This is a genomic window from Longimonas sp. (assembly GCF_040409695.1).
GTDB lineage: Bacteria > Bacteroidota > Rhodothermia > Rhodothermales > Salinibacteraceae > Longimonas.
Genome location: NZ_JARWGJ010000090.1, coordinates 20,537 through 37,467 on the forward strand (window position 1 = coordinate 20,537; position 16,931 = coordinate 37,467).

Annotated in this window: 14 protein-coding genes; 6 read left to right on the forward strand and 8 right to left on the reverse strand. The window is 60.5% G+C overall.

Translation table 11 applies throughout. The features are described from left to right. The first annotated feature begins 3 nt into the window (after positions 1-3). From PPP56_RS05720 to PPP56_RS05730, 3 genes are all read left to right on the forward strand, one after another. Positions 4-1,035: a metal-dependent hydrolase gene (locus PPP56_RS05720; RefSeq protein WP_353563074.1), complete on the forward strand. Its 1,032-nt coding sequence runs from the start codon at positions 4-6 to the stop codon at positions 1,033-1,035. Between the two features lie 140 nt (positions 1,036-1,175). Next, a complete protein-coding gene (locus PPP56_RS05725) occupies positions 1,176-2,021 on the forward strand; it encodes a mechanosensitive ion channel family protein (RefSeq protein ID WP_353563075.1) in 846 nt (281 codons plus the stop codon). A gap of 181 nt (positions 2,022-2,202) precedes the next feature. Then, a complete protein-coding gene (locus tag PPP56_RS05730; protein WP_353563076.1) occupies positions 2,203-2,631 on the forward strand; it encodes an OsmC family protein in 429 nt (142 codons plus the stop codon). A 203-nt stretch (positions 2,632-2,834) separates the two neighbouring features. Here the strand turns inward: PPP56_RS05730 and PPP56_RS05735 are convergent, their stop codons facing one another. The 3 genes from PPP56_RS05735 to queF form a co-directional block, all read right to left on the reverse strand. Continuing rightward, a complete protein-coding gene (locus tag PPP56_RS05735; protein ID WP_353563077.1) occupies positions 2,835-3,779 on the reverse strand; it encodes a cation diffusion facilitator family transporter in 945 nt (314 codons plus the stop codon). A 129-nt stretch (positions 3,780-3,908) separates the two neighbouring features. Next, a complete protein-coding gene (locus tag PPP56_RS05740) occupies positions 3,909-4,784 on the reverse strand; it encodes a hypothetical protein (RefSeq protein WP_353563078.1) in 876 nt (291 codons plus the stop codon). A gap of 286 nt (positions 4,785-5,070) precedes the next feature. Continuing rightward, positions 5,071-5,610, reverse strand: coding sequence for a preQ(1) synthase (queF, locus tag PPP56_RS05745; RefSeq protein WP_353563079.1), 540 nt, complete (start codon positions 5,608-5,610; stop codon positions 5,071-5,073). 181 nt (positions 5,611-5,791) lie between these two features. On the opposite strand from queF, the gene PPP56_RS05750 reads away from it, so the two are divergent. Next, on the forward strand, positions 5,792-6,037 hold the full coding sequence (locus PPP56_RS05750) for a hypothetical protein (RefSeq protein ID WP_353563080.1): 246 nt from the start codon (positions 5,792-5,794) through the stop codon (positions 6,035-6,037). 103 nt (positions 6,038-6,140) lie between these two features. Here the strand turns inward: PPP56_RS05750 and accD are convergent, their stop codons facing one another. From accD to PPP56_RS05770, 4 genes are all read right to left on the reverse strand, one after another. Further along, the gene (accD, locus tag PPP56_RS05755; protein ID WP_353563081.1) at positions 6,141-7,001 is read right to left on the reverse strand and encodes an acetyl-CoA carboxylase, carboxyltransferase subunit beta; all 861 of its coding nucleotides are present in this window, start codon (positions 6,999-7,001) and stop codon (positions 6,141-6,143) included. Between the two features lie 80 nt (positions 7,002-7,081). After that, positions 7,082-7,918, reverse strand: a complete 837-nt coding sequence (tsaB, locus tag PPP56_RS05760; RefSeq protein ID WP_353563082.1) for a tRNA (adenosine(37)-N6)-threonylcarbamoyltransferase complex dimerization subunit type 1 TsaB — start codon at positions 7,916-7,918, stop codon at positions 7,082-7,084. Positions 7,919-7,949: 31 nt separating this feature from the next. Next, positions 7,950-8,372, reverse strand: coding sequence for a gamma-glutamylcyclotransferase family protein (locus PPP56_RS05765; RefSeq protein WP_353563083.1), 423 nt, complete (start codon positions 8,370-8,372; stop codon positions 7,950-7,952). Between the two features lie 98 nt (positions 8,373-8,470). Continuing rightward, the gene (locus tag PPP56_RS05770) at positions 8,471-10,000 is read right to left on the reverse strand and encodes an aminotransferase class V-fold PLP-dependent enzyme (protein WP_353563084.1); all 1,530 of its coding nucleotides are present in this window, start codon (positions 9,998-10,000) and stop codon (positions 8,471-8,473) included. A gap of 187 nt (positions 10,001-10,187) precedes the next feature. Here PPP56_RS05770 and PPP56_RS05775 point away from each other — a divergent pair, with 187 nt between their 5' ends. Beyond that, complete coding sequence (locus PPP56_RS05775) at positions 10,188-11,072, forward strand: hypothetical protein (RefSeq protein ID WP_353563085.1); 885 nt, start codon at positions 10,188-10,190, stop codon at positions 11,070-11,072. Positions 11,073-11,594: 522 nt separating this feature from the next. On the opposite strand, the gene PPP56_RS05780 is transcribed toward PPP56_RS05775, so the two are convergent. Beyond that, complete coding sequence (locus tag PPP56_RS05780; RefSeq protein ID WP_353563086.1) at positions 11,595-14,120, reverse strand: acyl-CoA dehydrogenase; 2,526 nt, start codon at positions 14,118-14,120, stop codon at positions 11,595-11,597. 466 nt (positions 14,121-14,586) lie between these two features. Between PPP56_RS05780 and mutS the strand changes: the two genes are divergently transcribed. Continuing rightward, positions 14,587-16,931 (forward strand): DNA mismatch repair protein MutS (mutS, locus tag PPP56_RS05785; protein ID WP_353563087.1); only part of this gene is annotated, 2,345 nt, incomplete at its 3' end.

The following is a 16,931-nucleotide window of genomic DNA, read 5'->3' on the forward strand; positions in this document are numbered from 1 at the left end:
CGCGTGGATTCTCTAACACAACTGGCGCTGGGTGCTGCGGTTGGCGAGGCGACGCTTGGGCGGCGCGTGGGCGACAAGGCGATATACTGGGGAGCCGCGTTGGGCACGGTCCCCGACCTCGACATTGTCTTGAACCCGTTCATCTCGAACGTAACTGCGCTCGGCATACACAGGGGATTTACCCACTCCATCACGTTCTGGGTAGTGGGCGCCCTGCTTTTTGGAACCCTGATGCATCGCTTGCACCGGAAAGACGCCGTACCCTGGGCGCAGTGGACCTTGATGGCGGGACTGGTGCTCTCAACGCATGCTGTGCTGGACGCCTTCACGACGTACGGCACGCAGCTCTTCTACCCGTTCAGCAACTACCCGGTCGTCTTCGGGACGATCTTCATTATCGACCCGCTCTACACGGTGCCGCTACTTGCGGGCCTCTTCGTGGCGTGGCGGCGCGCCCCAACCGACCGCCTGCGCTACTGGGCTAACGTCGCCGGACTCGCGCTCAGCACGCTCTACCTGATGCTCACGATTCCAAGCAAACTCCTTGCAGAACAGAACTTACGTGAGGGGTTTGAGAATGCAGGGATTGAAGTAGAACGCACGTTCACGCGTCCCACCGCCTTCAACAATATACTCTGGCAGGCTATTGGCGAGACCGACGACGCGTTCTACGTGGGCTCCTACTCGCACTTCGACACTACGCCCCCTGTCTCGTTTGAGCGCATTCCCAAACGGCATGATCTGCTCAGCGACCTGCCCGACTCGCGCGCACTGGAACGGCTACGCTGGTTTTCGCGCGGATACTACAGCGTGTCGGAGGGAAGCGATGGCACCCTCTACGTGCACGACCTACGATTCGGGCGGTCTGACATGGGCATTGGTCCCGATGGAGAGCCGATCTTCACGTTTCGCCTGGAGCGCGATCCGGCTACCGGTCGAGTTGTCGGCTTTGAGAAAGAGCGCCCTGATATGCAGGCGGATACCGAGCTGCTGGCGCGCTTCTGGGAACGCATTCTCGGCCGTTCTAACGTCTGAAGCTGTCCACCCGTTACCCGCGTTATTTCTTTAAATATACGTTTCAACACCGAACGGACAGATATCTGGGTTGATAATGGCTCAGGTTCTGTTAACTTTGGTGTATCAGCGTTTATCTTTGCCCAACTGCCCTATACCCCATGGAAGGACTGCTCGATCAGATTACGCTTGAGACGATCATTGACTACAGTGGTCGCCTCGTTGGCGGTATCCTCATCTTTCTTATTGCGAAATGGATCGCCGGACGCCTGCGCGATGCCATTCGCGCGATGCTTGATAAGCCCAAGTACGACAAGACGCTGGCCCGCTTCGCCGGCAACCTGATCTACTATGTGATTATCGTACTGGCAGTGCTGGCAGCGCTGAGCACAATAGGCGTTGAGATGGCCAGCTTCATTGCTATTCTGGCTGCGGCTGGATTTGCCGTTGGCCTCGCCCTGCAAGGCACACTCGCCAACTTCTCGGCCGGCGTAATGCTGCTCATTTTTCGCCCGTTCGATGTCGATGATGTTGTTGAGGTAGCGGGCGAGCGCGGACGCGTGCGCGACATTCAGCTTTTCTACACGCGTTTGAACACTATGGACAACCAGCTCGTCATTATCCCAAACAGTGACGTATTTGGCTCCAGCATTCGCAATGTGCTCTACAACGATGAGCTGCGGGTCGCCTGCGCCGTGGGCACCGACTACCCTGCTGATATCGACGAGGCCCGCACTGTGCTGAAGCGCGCTGCTGAGCGCATCGACGAGCGCATCGAAGAACGCGGCACGCAGGTGCTGCTTACCGGACTCGGCGACTCTTCGATCGACTGGGAGGTGCGCGTGTGGATCCGTCCGAGCGGATTCGGCGACCTGCCCCGCGTACGCGACGAGATGGCGCGCGTCATCAAGTACGAGCTTGATGCAGCCGATATCGGCATTCCGTTCCCGCAGATGGATATTCACATGGACCGGGTCGACGCAAACGGCAATGTTATGTCGTCGTAGCGATCGTCGTAAGATGCTGTTGTGACACTACACGCCACAACAAACTACCACGGCTACGCTGCACCGGTCGATGTGCGCCGATATAACGACCCCGTTTCGGGCTCGATGGAACGGTTTCTGCAAACGACCGGTGCCTCTGCGTAGTCATCATTACCTACTTTCTAACAAGACCTTATCTGCTATGCCTGTACATTCCGCAGAAGCAACCTGGAACGGCGATCTTCAAGAGGGAGTCGGCACCTTCAAAGGAAAGACCGGCGCCATCGGCGGTGGCTATTCATTCGAGTCGCGCTTTGAGGGCAACAACGAAACCAGTCCAGAAGAGCTCATCGGGGCCGCCCACGCCGGCTGCTACTCGATGGCGCTCTCAAACATGCTTGCCGAAGCCGGGCATACGCCCGAAGATGTGACCACAACTGCCGACGTGTCGCTGGAGATGATCGATGGCGCCCCGACTATTACGACGATTAAACTGACATGCAAGGGGCAGGTACCCGGTCTTGATGCCGATACCTTTAGCGAGCATGCCCAGGCTGCCAAAGAGGGCTGCCCAGTCTCAAAAGCCCTTGCCGGCGTATCCATCGAACTCGATGCAGAGCTTGTAAGCTAAGCTGCTCGGCATAGAGCCGGAATGACAGTTTTCGGCACGACCGGTGTCGTATAACATGTCGTATAGCAGGGGTACTCCCGCTTGGAGTACCCCTGTTTTTGTTTATGCCCATCTCACAGATTGCGAGATTGCGATCTGTGATTCCAGGATCCACGCTGCAAGGTCTCCCAGGCACGTAGCCATGCGCCAACGGACCTGCCCGGTTAACGCGAGAGTTCGTGGAGTGGATCGCTTGGCTCGGTGTGGTCGGGCGGGTGGGCGTCGCGGTGCCTACGCGGCTCCAGGTGCGCTGTTACGCGCACCTGGTCGTCCGGAAACTCCTCATGCAGGGCGGCTTCCACGTCGTGCGAGCGAGCATGCGCCTCACGCACCGACATCTCTCCAGGAAACATGAGATGGTACTCAACCCACAGCTGATCGTCGCTGCGGCGGTGACGCACCTGGTGGTAGTTCGCTACAGTCTCGTCTTCAACCGCTGCGTTAAGCACCTCCAACACCCGGTAGGTAGTATGCGTATCGGCCCGGTCCATGAGTCCGCCAAGCGAACGGCGCAGCAGCGTGCCAGCGGTCCACAGAATATTAGCCGCTACTACAAGGGCTGCCACCGGATCGAGCCACAGAACGCCTGTAAGCCGCACCAGCCCCACTCCTACGAGCACACCGAGGCTCGTCCACATGTCGGTGAGCACGTGCTGACCGTTCGAGATCAGCACCAGGCTGTTGTATTTCCGCCCGGTACGGATCAGGTACCATCCCAGCCCGCCATTGACAAGCGTCAGCGTTGCGATGATGGCCAGGCCGGCGTCGAGTTGCTGAAGCTCTGGACCGCGGATTAGGTCTTCGATAGCAACCCAGGCAATGACGACGGCCGCCGCTGCAATCAGAAGCCCCTCAAATGCAGCTGCAAAGTAGGCGATCTTGCCATGTCCGTACGGATGTCCTTGATCAGGTGGCGTAGACGCGTACCAGAGGCTGAACCCTGCAAATCCGGTGGCCACGAGGTGGATGGCCGATTCGATCGCATCCGAGAAGATCGCAGCACTGCCCGTGAGCCAGGCTGCCAGCGACTTTCCGGCCAGCATAAGCACCGCCACCGAAAGGCTCCACATCATGGCACGGCGGCGCGCGCGTTCAGCAACCTGAGACATGGTTGGGTCGGCTATTGTGCATTCGAATAGGAATACGCTTGACGCATGCTGCCACGCATTGTTCACTGCGCTTTACGCGTATCACGCCAACCCGTCCTGAGCAAGCGGCTTGCAGGGCAGTGCTGTAGGCTACTCAAAGCGAATGAACACCTCGCGGTTTGTCTCTGCAGAAAACCCAGGGATGCTGTTCAGCTGCTCTGCCGAGAGCGAACCGCCCTCATCGTTCATCGCGCGATCCATAAACAAGATTGCCTCCTCGCTATCCTCTTCCAGAAGCCGGTCGAAGTCCAAGTCGAAGAGCACGATGCGATTGCCGTCGCGCAGGCTCGCATTGGTGTCGAGAATTGCGCCCTCGACCTCGACCGAGACTACGACCCGCACGCCTTGCATCATCTGCTGCACCATGAACGCCATCTCCTCATTCTCTGCGGGCGTTGCTTCGGGCATCGCGCGCAGTTCCTCTTCAGCTTGTTCGTCTTCAGGCGGCATACGTAGCAGCAGTTCGGCTGGGGAGCCGGGCATGAAGGTGAGGTCCATATCCGACAGAAGCGACCCGTTTCCTTCTTTTGCAGGCAGGTTCGATGCCATCTCGTCGGGCGCAGCCTGGTCAAGATTGATCCCGGCCGCGATCTGGTTGATGTCTTCGAAGCCATACACGGCCTCGTAGCCCGACGTGCCGCCCCGCGTACCCTCCAGAAGCGTTACCGAAATGAGAGACAAACCAGGCTGCTTGTTGGCCCGCTCCTGGGCATCTGCCTCTGAAAAGAGCGGCGGATGCTCTTCGCCACTTTCACTTGACGCCATGCTCTGCGCCATACCCCGCATCATCTCAGTGGCGACTGGATTGAGCTCAAAGCGTTCGGTTACGGTACCGCTTCCGTCCGCACGGAGCGAGATATGGTGCTCCATGCTCATGCACCCGCTCATCACAAGGGCAAGGCCAATGACGAAACTGGCTACAACGCGAGACATGATTGCACAGAATACAGCAGATGTATCTTTCATGTTGAGCCCCTGTATTGATTATGGGATGCGCACTTTAACTCTCTTCAATAAACAATACTTTTGCAACATCCGCAATCGCCCATCACACCAGACGCGGGGGCATCCTCCGACGGTTTGAAGGCCGGTAAAAGGTTTTTTCTTTGGTTTCGAGCTCCTCTATCTCATTTTTGAATGCGCTTCTTGCAATAACAGATTTAAAAGACCCGGCAGCAGGATACAGGGATTTGTGCAAACAGAGAGACTGAGGGAGGCTATCAATCCGCGCTTAATATTATTGCGAGCAGTATCATTGCGAGCGGCTGTCCGCCGTGCAGGTGGTGTTGATGCCCCCTCGCACATTATACACGGTCTCGACAACGAGATACTCCGGATTGGCAAGCTCCGCCATGATATCCTCAAAGACAATAGCGGTAATATCCTCTTGAGCCGCGCCGATATCGCGCCATGACACGAAGTAATACTTTAAGCTCTTCAGCTCCAGAATCCAGTCGCCAGGCACATACTCAACACGCACTGTTCCGAAATCGGGCAGTCCCGAGAACGGGCAGCGGGCCGAAAACTCGCCAGGCTCGGTCTCATAGACCACCTGCTGCTTCACGTTGTGCGTGTAGGGGATACGGTTGATCGACGCCTGACGGGTATCGGGCGGAAGGAACGGACGAATGTGTCCTTCAGGCTCAACCCCGAACTGCTTCATATATGCAATCGCTTCTTCCGTGTGCTCAGCGGCGCGCTCAACCCACTCAGACGCGCTCTGTGGCGCTGCGCTCTGCTGCGATACGTCTTGCTGAGACGTGCCTTTTTGAGATGCGTTGGAGTCGTTCATAATAATGGAGACGAGTCAGTTAACGAGAGACGAGGTAGTGCGCTATACTTTTTTCTGTCGGATACGGAACAAATGTCGTAACAAAGTAGAATCTACGCGCACTAATATGAACGGATGGCTTCACTCGACGTAAACACTTCACAGTAACAATTTCACTCCCCTGCAAACGGCGGTACACCCCATGACTTTCTTCGCCTTTGTTGTGATTCCAACGCTTGTCTTTGCGTGCATCCTTGCGCCTGTGCTGCTGGGCATGGGCGAAAGTGGCACGGGCCGCTCCGACTCAGGCGATGGACCACCGCCCGGTAACGGCGACGACCCGAAAACGCCGTCCCCAACACGGGGCGACTCGGCTGCGATTCCGCTTTCTTCGATCACCGTCGACACCCCGCCTGTGCCGTCCGGCTCGCCTGAAACACGATCATAGTCCGGCCACAGCTCTTCAGGGGTAGAAGCTACCGCGCCAAGAAAAGCCAACAGAAGATATCGCGCGAGGCGCGCACTGTGGCGCTTAAGCTGTTCAGCATGAACTATGCGGCTTGCTTATCTTCCATAATCAGGTCAAGCAGTGCGATGACGCGGCGCTGCAGCTGGCGCCGGTCAACGACCATGTCTACGAATCCCTGCTCAAGTAGAAACTCGGAGCGCTGAAATCCTTCAGGAAGATCCGACCCAATGGTTTCGCGGATGACACGTGGCCCGGCGAACCCGATCAGAGCCTCGGGCTCTGCAATGTGAAAGTCGCCCAGCATCGCAAACGAAGCCGTTACGCCGCCGGTGGTGGGATGCGTTAGAATAGAGATAAACGGCAGCCCGGCCTCTTCCAGACGCGTGAGGTGGGCGCTCGTTTTTGCCATCTGCATCAGGCTCAACGCGCCCTCCATCATGCGAGCCCCCCCGCTCTGCGTAATGGTGATGAGCGGATACCCGTTGGTGTACGCCCGCTTTATCGCTCGCGCGATGATCTCGCCGACAACTGAGCCCATCGATCCCCCGATGAACGAGAAATCCATGGCGGCGATTGACGTCGTGTAACCGCCTACCGGACCGGTAGCCGACTGCACGGCTTCGTTCTGACCGGTCTTCTTCTGGGCTTTTTCCAGGCGTTGCGTGTATGGCTTTCGGTCCTCAAAGTCCAGTACGTCGGTCGAATACAGATCCGTGTCGTGCCGGGTGTACGTATCGTCGTCAAAGAGCAGGTCGAAGTAGCGATGGCTGCTCATCCCGAAATGATAGCCCGACCCGGGAAACACATAGAGATTATCCTCCACTTCGCGACGATTCACGATCTCACCCGTTTTGGGGCACTTCACCCATTGTCCTTCAGGGACTTCATTCTGGTCGTCGCGCTTTGTGAGGATGCCCGCTTTCTTGCGGTGAAACCAAGCCATGCCAAGAGTATGTCAGTGAGAGTGAGTACGTGGGCAGTATACAACCTAATCAGTACGGTGTCTACCGCCTGCTGCAGGATTTATACTGATTTAGCGGGTGGTGTGCCATGAAAGGCTTTCAGGTACGCCGGTTCCACATCGCAGGGGTCTTGCAGGGCGCCTTGCTGAGCCCGTGCGATGCCACGCCGGGCCACCTCGCGCGCAGATAGACGTCTGTGCTCAGAGGGAGCGACGCGCACTCTGCGGGACTGCCCGGTTTTATCATTTTTATTATTGGGCATGGCGTGCTCTTCCATTCCACGGCCCCTGGCCTCATGGGCTCTCGTCTCTTCGGTGCGCATCTGCAGGGGGGCTGCTGCCTTTGCCGCGCCGGGCCCCGTGTACCACAGGGTGATGCTGCCGTGCAACTGCTGCTCAACCGCATCCGCCAGATCGTCGACGCCATACGGCCCTGCCTCTACGGCCTCTGTCCATGCCTCATGCGTAGGAATGGGGGTAATGGAGCCGCCGGCAACGTCGGTCGCGATATATGCTGCTGCAAACACGTCGTTGCGGCGCGCGTCAAGCGCAGCTACAACCATATCGCCGGGGGAGGCCCAGGGAGCAAGCGCATGCGCTGCCGCCTCAAGCGTGGGCACCGTTACAAGCGGGCAGCCCACCGCCATCGCGAACCCTTTTGCACTACTCATGCCGATGCGGAGCCCCGTGTACGACCCCGGTCCAGCAGATACGGCGACCGCCTCTACCTGAGAGGCCGCTACGTCGGCGTGATCGAGGGTCTCTTCAATGAGCGGAGTAAGCCGTGCAGCATGTACACGCGGACGGTGGATGTGCGCTTCGGCCTGGCATTCTCCGTCGTGCCACACAGCCACACCACAGGTTGTATCGGCGGTTTCGAGAGCAAGAAGGGTATTCATGCAGCAAAAAAGCAATGGGAGCGAACGCAAGCTACGCGGCGCCCTGGTGTCCGGCAGGCCACTGGCCCGACTCGACGACCGGCACGCCGTCTACAGAACCGTTGTACCAGTAGATCCATGCCCGTATGTCCATGGGCTTCGCGATGACGGGGCGCCGTACAAACAGCGACGCGGACTCGCGGTTCGGGTCGTACCCTTCGTACTGGTCGATACGCGTAAGCACATTTGTGCTGCGCAGGCGGTATAGCTCCCCCTGCACGGTAGCGTCTTCATCGTCTCCGGCCCCTTCTTGCACGGGCACCGCCCCAGGAAAGTCGCCCAGATCGTACAGGCGGCCGTGCACGTGGCACGGCGCCTCAAACGCAAGCTGCGGCGCCACCCCCAGCTTCTGCTGCATGCCGGTTGCTTGCATCAGCGACCCGTATGTCATGAGGTGACTCGGAGCGTTGGTCATGCTACGCGTGATACTCCTCCATTGTGCGCATTATGTGCTCTCGTCTTCGCCAGGCTTGCATGGCTGCACCTCTTCTCAGGCCCGACATAACGCCTCCATCAGGAGGATGTGGGTGCGTTTGCATCCAACCAACGGTCGGATGCATCCAGGAGATCGAACTGTGCTGCAGGAGGCGCCTCAAACTCGGTATGTACCCAGTCGCCGCTGCCATCGCCCACGGGCCGGTAGCGCTCGCGGTACCAATCGGGACGCGACGTCAGGTCTTGCAGCGCTTCTACGGCTGCGTCGACATCGGACTCGGTGTTGTAGAGTCCGAACGAGATGCGCACCATGCCAGGCTGTGCGCGGGTGCTGCATGCATCGGTACAGTCGGATGGCGCGATGCCTTTCGCATCCGCAATACCCAGAAGCTGCCGCACGAACGGCTGCGCGCAGAAACACTCGTTGCGCACCGCAATGCCGAAATAATCATTCAGCGCGGCGGTTACGAGTCCATGCGGCAGGTCGTGCAGGTTGAACGTGATGACCCCGATGCGCTCTGCGACCTCCAGGCGGTGCGAGCCGTAGATCGTAAGACCGGGCAAGGCGTTAAGGGCGCTCATCGCGTACTGCGTAAGCGCCTGCTCGTCGGCCTCGACCGCGTCCATGCCCACGCGCTGCAGGATGCGAAGCGTAGCGCCCAGAAGCAGCGATCCTGGCAAGTTAGGCGTGCCCGCCTCTTCGCGCTCCGGCAGGCTCGGGGTTACGTCGTAGCGTTTCGCATCCACAAACTCGACGATGCCCCCGCCAACGACCTCCGGCTCGTGGCGTTCGAAGAGATCCTTGCGTGCTATGATCACGCCCGGACTGCCTGGCGCATAGATCTTATGTCCGCTCAGGCACACGACGTCGAGCGCCTCGTTTGGAGCCGCTCCAGCAACAGAGATAGGCAGGTGGGCGGCGGACTGCGCGGCATCGACCACGCAGAGCGCCCCAACCTCATGAGCCAGCGCTGCGATTTCGTGGACCGGGTTCACCACACCGGTTACGTTGGATGCGGCGGTCACGGCCACGTAGTTGAGCCGGTCGCCATGCTCCTTGATGGCTGTGCGCAGCGCATGCATATCTACGCGCCCGGCGTTACCATCGGGGTCCATCTCCAGCGGCACGTGCACTACCTCGCGCATGTGCTTGCGATGCGGGAGATCGTTGGCGTGGTGCTCCATGAGCGTCGTGATAGCTACGTCGCGCTCCGGACGCTGCGCCGCGAGCACGCGCGCCATGCGGTTGAGTCCGCCCGTTACGCCGGTGCCACAGAAGATCGCTGTATGGGTCTCGGGGGCTCCGACAAACTGGCGCACGGTTTCATGAGCCTGCTTGTAGGCTTCGGTCATGATGCGCGCCCCGTGGTGCAGGTGCGAATGCGTATTGGCGTAGTGCTGCATCGCCTCGTCAACGACCGCCTCCGCGCCCTGAAACCGCAGATTCGACGCCGCACTGTCGAGATAGACACGGGGTCCGGTGGTGCCGTCGGCACGGGGGTAGGGCGTGTTGAGTCCCGTAAACTGGCCGCGCAGCGCTTCGATCTGTTGCCTGCGTGCGGCAAAGGGAGCAGGGGCGGGCGGAGCAGCATTCTGCGTATGGAGCATGGGCCGTATGCCGATTTGTGAACAGATGCGTTACATAGTAGCTTTGTATACCGACGGCCCATGTGGAGTTCTAACGACTTCTGCACGGGAGGCGCTTGCGCGGGTTGCATCCGCCCAAACGCTGCGTTCTATTACATCTCTACAACTATAGCCGACCGATACTGCCGTTTCGACCTCGATAGCGACCATGAACTGGCCCCTCTCTTCTTCGCGCTCCTGGATGCTTCCTGTGCTGGGCATGCTCTTTATAGGCAGCCTGCTCTTGCCCCGCACCACCGAGGCACAGCATCTGTGGCTCCCCCCGTATCAGCCCATGCAGTTTGGCGTTGAAGCCGTACAGCCAGACGTACGGGACGTTGACGGGCTGTCTGGGGCGTATTTCTTTACGGGGACCGTATCGCTGACCCGTGGCACCGAGCTGGTGACCGAGTTTCCGGTGGCCTACCTTAACACCAGCACACCCGAGGACATCTCAGACACGCAGATCGGAAACCCGTACATCGGGCTGGCGCTTACCCCTCGCTTCTCCCCGATCATGATCGAGGTGGGCGGGCGCATCCCCCTATCCGACAATACAACGACCGCCGTATTGGGCCAGCACGCCGAGGTGGGGCGTCCGGGTGCATTTCTGCCCGAGGGCGGCATGATTGCTCTGGCGGGCAATGCGCGTCTGGCGTTTACGCGTACGCTCAGCCTGCGGGTGCGTGCCGGGGCCTTCTATGCCCACTCGACCGAACGGGCACGTGAGCCCAGCATGCCCCGCGTGGACCGGGATATCTTCAACCAGTACAGCTCGCAGCTCTGGTATGAGGGCGACACGATCCTTCTGGGGCTTGGCTTTACCGGATACGCGAATCTGACGGCGCGGGGCTCATACGGCGCCAACAGCCGCCACGACCTCTCGGCTACCGTACATATTGCGGGCGTACCGGTGGTGCAGCCCGGTTTTTTCACGGCCTGGAACGTGAGCGATACTTTCCGTAACGCCGAGCCGTGGGAACGTGCCCAGGACCCCAGCCGCAGCGTTGCCTCGTGGCGCTTCGGGGTGATCCTGTCGACCTCGCTGTATTAAGCGCGCTGTACTGAATGTGCTGCGTTGGCTCTACTGAATGTGGGCTTCGTTGTAGACGGGCGCACTTCTACCTACATCTCTGGGGCAGGCGTTCCTCTGTCCCGAACCTGATACAGGATCTCGCCTCACCCGTATCGGGATTCAGCTTCGCTTTGCTCAAGGTGGTAGCAGTGTAGAGGGCTGCAGAAGAGCAGCGCTGCAGAAGAGCAGCATGCGATAGATGGAATGCTCCGGGTCATCATTGAAGGCTACTGTGCAGACATCAGAAGGCGATGTCGGGTCGCGGGGTACTGACGGGCGCAAGTTCGCATTCACTCGTTTAGCGCTTAGCCCACAGGGACGTCAATCGCCGTCCGGATCCGGCCAAACATCGCTTGAGGGGTTACCAACTGCGAACTTGGAGTGCGCGTCCGCATCCCCCTGACATGTACTAACACACAACAGCCCGATCCATCGGGGATGGACCGGGCTGCTTCCCGTCGAGGAAACCGTGCACGAACGCACATGCACGATGGGTGGCCGTTACGCCGTTTCGGGGTCGCTTGGCGTGGCCGCCGGAGCGCCGTCGCCTGCGGTCTTTGGAGCCGGGGCTCCGTCGCCGCGGGGCGCGCCCGGCAGGGTGATGCTGGAGCGGTACTCGTCAAGCGTAAACGAGTCGACCTTCACGTACTGGGCCTTCGCGGCCTCGGCACGCTGCACCAGGTCGTAGTCGTCCTGGCTGATGATGCCCTTCTCAAGCGCTTCGTCAAGCAGCGCAAGCGGACGCTTCTTCGGCAGGTCGCCACTGCGCACCGCGTCTTTGATGGTCTGCCCCACGTGGTAAGCCTCGCGGCTCAACTCAAACGCATGCTCCAGCTGCCCGATCGGATCGCTCGGGTCGGTGTTGGTATACACGCCTTTCGTGAGCCACTCGCGGGCACCGTCTTTCTGCTGGATGGCACGCGCGATGGTGTGTCCAAGATCGTCAGACGGATCCGAGCCGATCGTGTTGAAGCGCGACCATGGCGCAATGATGCCGCGCAGCGCCCACGTCAGTCCGGGCACTTTCAGGTTCGTGTAGAGCCCTTCGAAGGCCTCTTCGATGCGCGCGAACGCGAACTGCAGCGACCAGTGCAGGAACGGCTCCTGCTCCTTCGGACGCCCTTCTTTCTCGAAACGCGCCAGCGTAGCCGTTGCCATGTACATCCACGAGAGCACATCCGCAAAGCGTCCGGTAATCTTCTCCTTCCGCTTCAGACCACCGCCGAGGGTCCCCATCGCCACGTCCGCCCAGAAGGCGAAGCTGGCTGAGGCCCATGCGAGCTTGCGGTAGTACTTCGCTGCGGGACCGTTCACAGGCGACGAGGCCAGGCGGCCGCGGGTCAGGCTCAGCCCGAACGCTCGGAATCCGTTTCGAACCACATGCCCGATATGGGGCCAAAAGGCGTTGTCGAATGCCTTTACATCGCCTTCCATGAGCGCTTCAATCTCTTTGAGCGCGTACGGATGGCAGCGAATCGCGCCCTGCCCGAAGATCATCATGGTACGGGTCAGGATGTTTGCGCCCTCTACCGTAATGCTGATCGGCACGCCGGTGTAGGCATTCGCCATCAGGTTCTTCGGGCCGCGCGAAATACCGTTTCCGGCGAGCACGTCCATCGCGTCGTTCACCGCATCGCGCTGCAGCTCGGTGAACTGGTACTTGGCAATGGCGGATACGACCGACGGCTTCTCGCCGTTGTCGACCGCGCCGTTGGTGTACTTGCGTGCCGCTTCGAGCATATATGAGTAGCCCGACATGCGTGCCAGCGGCTCCTCGATGCCTTCGAACTTGCCGATCGGCAGTCCGAACTGCTCGCGCACGGCCGCATGGCCGCCGGCCACGCGGGTGCAGTACTTCACGCCGCCGGTGGCCTGCGCCGGCAGCATAATGCCACGTCCGGCCGAGAGCGCATCCATGAGCATGCCCCAGCCTTTGCCGGCCCCGTCTTTGCCGCCAATAATCGCATCGATCGGCACGACTACGTCCTCGCCCTCGGTCGGGCAGTTGTAGAACGCAATGCCAAGCGGATCGTGGCGGCGCCCAAGCTTCACACCGTCAAGGTCGGTCGGCACGAGGGCGCAGGTGATGCCGAGGTCTTCCCCCTTGCCAAGCAAGTTCTCCGGATCGCGCAGCTTAAAGGCGAGCCCGAGCACGCCTGCGATGGCGGCAAGCGAGATGTAGCGTTTCTCCCAGTTCAGGCGAATCTTCAGCTCGCCATCCTCGTCGCGGAAGACCTCTCCGCTTGAGGTCATGGCGCCCGCATCCGACCCCGCATTGGGTTCGGTGAGCGCAAACGCCGGCAGCAGCTCTCCGCTGGCCAGCTTGGGCAGGTAGTGGTCGCGCTGCGCCTCGGTGCCGTAGTGCAGGAGCAGCTCAGCCGGACCCAGCGAGTTCGGCACCATCACCGAAATCGACAGCGGCAGCGAGCGCGTCCCCAGCTTCTCCACGACCGCGCTGCGCGCCTCCGCCGAGAAGTCGAGCCCGCCATACGACTCCGGAATGAGCATGCCAAAGAAGCCTTTTTCCTTCAGATACGCCCACGCCTCCTCCGGCAGATCGCCGCGCTGATGAATCTCCCAGTCGTCGACCATCTCGCAGAGCTCCTCCACGGGCCCCTCCAGAAACGCCTGCTCCTTATCGGTCAGCTCCGAAAAAGGCTGGTCGAGCGTGTTCTTCAGATCCGGCTTGCCCGAGAAGAGCTCCGCATCCATCCACACCGTACCGGCGTCGATGGCCGTCTGCTCGGTCTCTGAGATCGCCGGCAGGAATTGAAGCGCTTCCATCGTACGCATTACGGCTCCAGACAGAAGTCGGCGCAGCGGCGGTACGTTAAAAAGCGCTACCAGCGCCAGGTACGGAATCCAGACCGCCAGCCCTACGTCGGCGCCAAGCAGTCCAACAGCACCCGCAATGGCCCACGTCCAGAGCGGTGCTCCGGTGAACCCGAGCACAAAGGCAACGAGCACAACGCCCGCGCCGATGCCCCAGAGCGGAGCGGTGGCAAAAAATTCTACAAGTGGTTCCATAAGATCACCTCATTCATAATCAGACAAGACAGCGACTCCCCGTTGCGCTCGGTTTTGAGCGCTTTGGCGTGCAGTTAACACCGTTAAGTTACAACACTAACATAGTTAACAGTGTTATGTTTTGCAAGAACTCCACTTTTTGGATGCGCCCGGTCTTCTGCTTCCCGTAATGCACCGAGCCATCGAGCTACGCCGCGCCTCCGTCGCCTGCCCCGACTCGTAGGCGCCCCCTTCTCGCCCTGCTGCCAGCTCCCCGCGCGTCGGATGGAGAGCCGTGTCCTTTCCGGTCCATCTCACGTTCTCCTCCCCACAGGCCCGATCCTCCGGCGATTTTCACGGTGTGGGATAGGGGCGTCGTTGCAGTTCGGCACGTCATCCGATAGGTTTTGTATCTTAAGCATACGGCCCCGCATCGCCACGGGCCGCTTCGTCGTTCTGTTTGGGCTGATCCGCTGCGCATCCTCCTATGGCAACCTCCACTAAGAAAGGCCGCACGCCGCTGATGCGGCAGTACTACGGCATCAAAGAGCGCCATCCGAAAGCCGTACTCCTCTTTCGCATGGGCGATTTCTACGAGACGTTCGACGAGGATGCGAAAACGGTGAGCCGCATTCTGGGGATTACGCTGACGACCCGCAACAACGGCGAGGCCGACGACGTGCCGATGGCAGGCTTTCCGCATCATTCCGTGGATAGCCACCTGCCCAAGCTGATCCGCTCGGGACTGCGCGTGGCGATCTGCGAGCAGATCGAGGATGCCAGCAGCTCAAGTGGCAAGGTCGTAGACCGCGACGTGGTGGAGGTCGTAACACCCGGCGTGTCGTTCCGCGACCAGCTGCTGAATCCGAAGCAGTCCACCTACGTGGCTGCCGTGCACTGGAACGGCGATACCGCCGGCGTATCCTTTCTGGATGCGACGACCGGCGAGTTTGCCGTCACCGAAGTGCCCGCGCCGGATGTGCTCCCGCTCTTGCAGTCCATTGCCCCCTCCGAGATCCTCGTCGATAAGCGTCAGAAGGGGCGCGTGCCCGATCGTATGGCGAAGGAGGTGGCCGTTACGCCGCAAGAGGACTGGGTCTTTGGCTATGACTTCGCCTACGAAACCCTCACGCAGCACTTCGATACGCACTCGCTCAAAGGCTTTGGCGTAGAGCACATGGACACCGGGCTCGTGGCGGCGGGCGCGGTGCTGCACTACCTGCAGGAGACGCAGAAAGGGTCGGTGCCGCATATCCGGCGGATTCAGCGGTACGAGCAGGATGAGCACATCGCCCTCGATGCCGAAACCAAGCGCAACCTGGAGCTGGTGCGCCCCATGCAGGAGGATGCGGAGGGTGCGCTCATCGACATGCTGGATACGACGCAGACCCCGATGGGCGCGCGGCTCCTGCGCTCGTGGTTGGTGCGTCCGCTGCGCGACGTGGAAGCCATCCAGACACGACAAGACGCCGTAGCGCACTGGGTGGATGCGCAGACGGGCCGCGCCGATCTGCGTGAGGAGCTGGCACAGGTGGGCGACCTGGAGCGTCTCGCCAGCAAAGTAGCCACCGGACGCGCACGGCCCCGCGATCTCATTGCGATCAAGCTCACGCTCAAGCAGCTCCCGCGGCTCAAGCCGTTTGTCACGGATACCGGATGCGAAGCGCTGGCATCCCTGAACGACGCCCTGACGCTCTGCCCGGACGTGGTCGATCGCATCCAGGAAGCCCTCGTCGACGACCCGCCCGCGAAAATAAGCGAGGGCGGACTCATCCGCGATGGCTACAGCGACGAACTCGACGAGCTGCGGCAGGTGGCCTCGTCGGGCAAGCAGTGGGTGGCCGATATGGAGCAGGAGGAGTCCGAGCGCACGGGCATTCCGTCGCTCAAAGTCGGGTTCAACAAGGTGTTCGGCTACTACATTGAGGTCACAAACACCCACACCGAGAAGGTGCCCGACCGCTACATCCGCAAGCAGACGCTGGTGAACTCCGAGCGCTACATTACGCCGGAGCTGAAGGAGTACGAGGAGAAGATTCTGACGGCCGAGGAGAAGATTGAGCAGCTGGAGCATGAGCTCTTCAACGAGCTGCGCATGGTGATCGCCGAGCACACGCCGCGCCTCCAGGACAATGCGCATCAATTGGCGCGCCTGGATGTGTTTGCGTCGCTCGCCTACGGCGCCGAGACGCACAACTACGTGCAGCCGACCGTCGACGACAGCCTCGTGATCGACATTGAGGCGGGGCGGCATCCGGTGGTGGAGCGCTCGCTGCAGGCCGGCGAGGCGTTCATCCCCAACGACGTGCGCGTAGATCCAGATTCGCAGCAGGTGCTCATCATTACCGGACCCAACATGGCCGGGAAGAGCGTGGCCCTGCGCCAGACGGGACTCATCGTGCTGCTGGCACAGATCGGTGCGTTCGTTCCTGCTGACGCTGCCCGCATCGGCGTGGTCGACCGCATCTTTACGCGGGTGGGCGCCTCCGACAACTTAGCAGCAGGCGAGAGTACGTTCCTGGTCGAGATGAACGAGACCGCGAACATCCTGAACAACGCCACGTCGCGCTCACTCATTCTGCTTGACGAGGTGGGGCGCGGGACGAGCACGTTCGACGGGCTGTCGATTGCCTGGGCGCTGGTCGAGTACCTACATGAGCAGCCCGAGGTGGCCGCGCGGACGCTCTTTGCCACGCACTACCACGAACTGAACGCGCTGGCGGAGCGCCTGGATCGCGTGCGCAACTACCGCATCCAGGTGCAGGAGCACGACGGCGAGATCATCTTTCTGCGCAAGCTCGTAGCGGGCGGGGCCGACCACTCGTACGGCAT

Bases quoted from the DNA above. Each gene is read 5' to 3' on its own strand.
- queF (WP_353563079.1), bottom strand. From the start codon at position 5,610: ATGAACGACTCCAACGCATCTCAAAAAGGCACGTCTCAGCAAGACGTA.
- PPP56_RS05740 (WP_353563078.1), bottom strand. From the start codon at position 4,784: ATGAAAGATACATCTGCTGTATTCTGTGCAATCATGTCTCGCGTTGTA.
- PPP56_RS05750 (WP_353563080.1), top strand. From the start codon at position 5,792: ATGACTTTCTTCGCCTTTGTTGTGATTCCAACGCTTGTCTTTGCGTGC.
- PPP56_RS05780 (WP_353563086.1), bottom strand. From the start codon at position 14,120: ATGGAACCACTTGTAGAATTTTTTGCCACCGCTCCGCTCTGGGGCATC.
- PPP56_RS05770 (WP_353563084.1), bottom strand. From the start codon at position 10,000: ATGCTCCATACGCAGAATGCTGCTCCGCCCGCCCCTGCTCCCTTTGCC.
- accD (WP_353563081.1), bottom strand. From the start codon at position 7,001: ATGGCTTGGTTTCACCGCAAGAAAGCGGGCATCCTCACAAAGCGCGAC.
- PPP56_RS05735 (WP_353563077.1), bottom strand. From the start codon at position 3,779: ATGTCTCAGGTTGCTGAACGCGCGCGCCGCCGTGCCATGATGTGGAGC.
- PPP56_RS05765 (WP_353563083.1), bottom strand. From the start codon at position 8,372: ATGACCAACGCTCCGAGTCACCTCATGACATACGGGTCGCTGATGCAA.
- PPP56_RS05730 (WP_353563076.1), top strand. From the start codon at position 2,203: ATGCCTGTACATTCCGCAGAAGCAACCTGGAACGGCGATCTTCAAGAG.
- PPP56_RS05725 (WP_353563075.1), top strand. From the start codon at position 1,176: ATGGAAGGACTGCTCGATCAGATTACGCTTGAGACGATCATTGACTAC.
- tsaB (WP_353563082.1), bottom strand. From the start codon at position 7,918: ATGAATACCCTTCTTGCTCTCGAAACCGCCGATACAACCTGTGGTGTG.
- PPP56_RS05775 (WP_353563085.1), top strand. From the start codon at position 10,188: ATGAACTGGCCCCTCTCTTCTTCGCGCTCCTGGATGCTTCCTGTGCTG.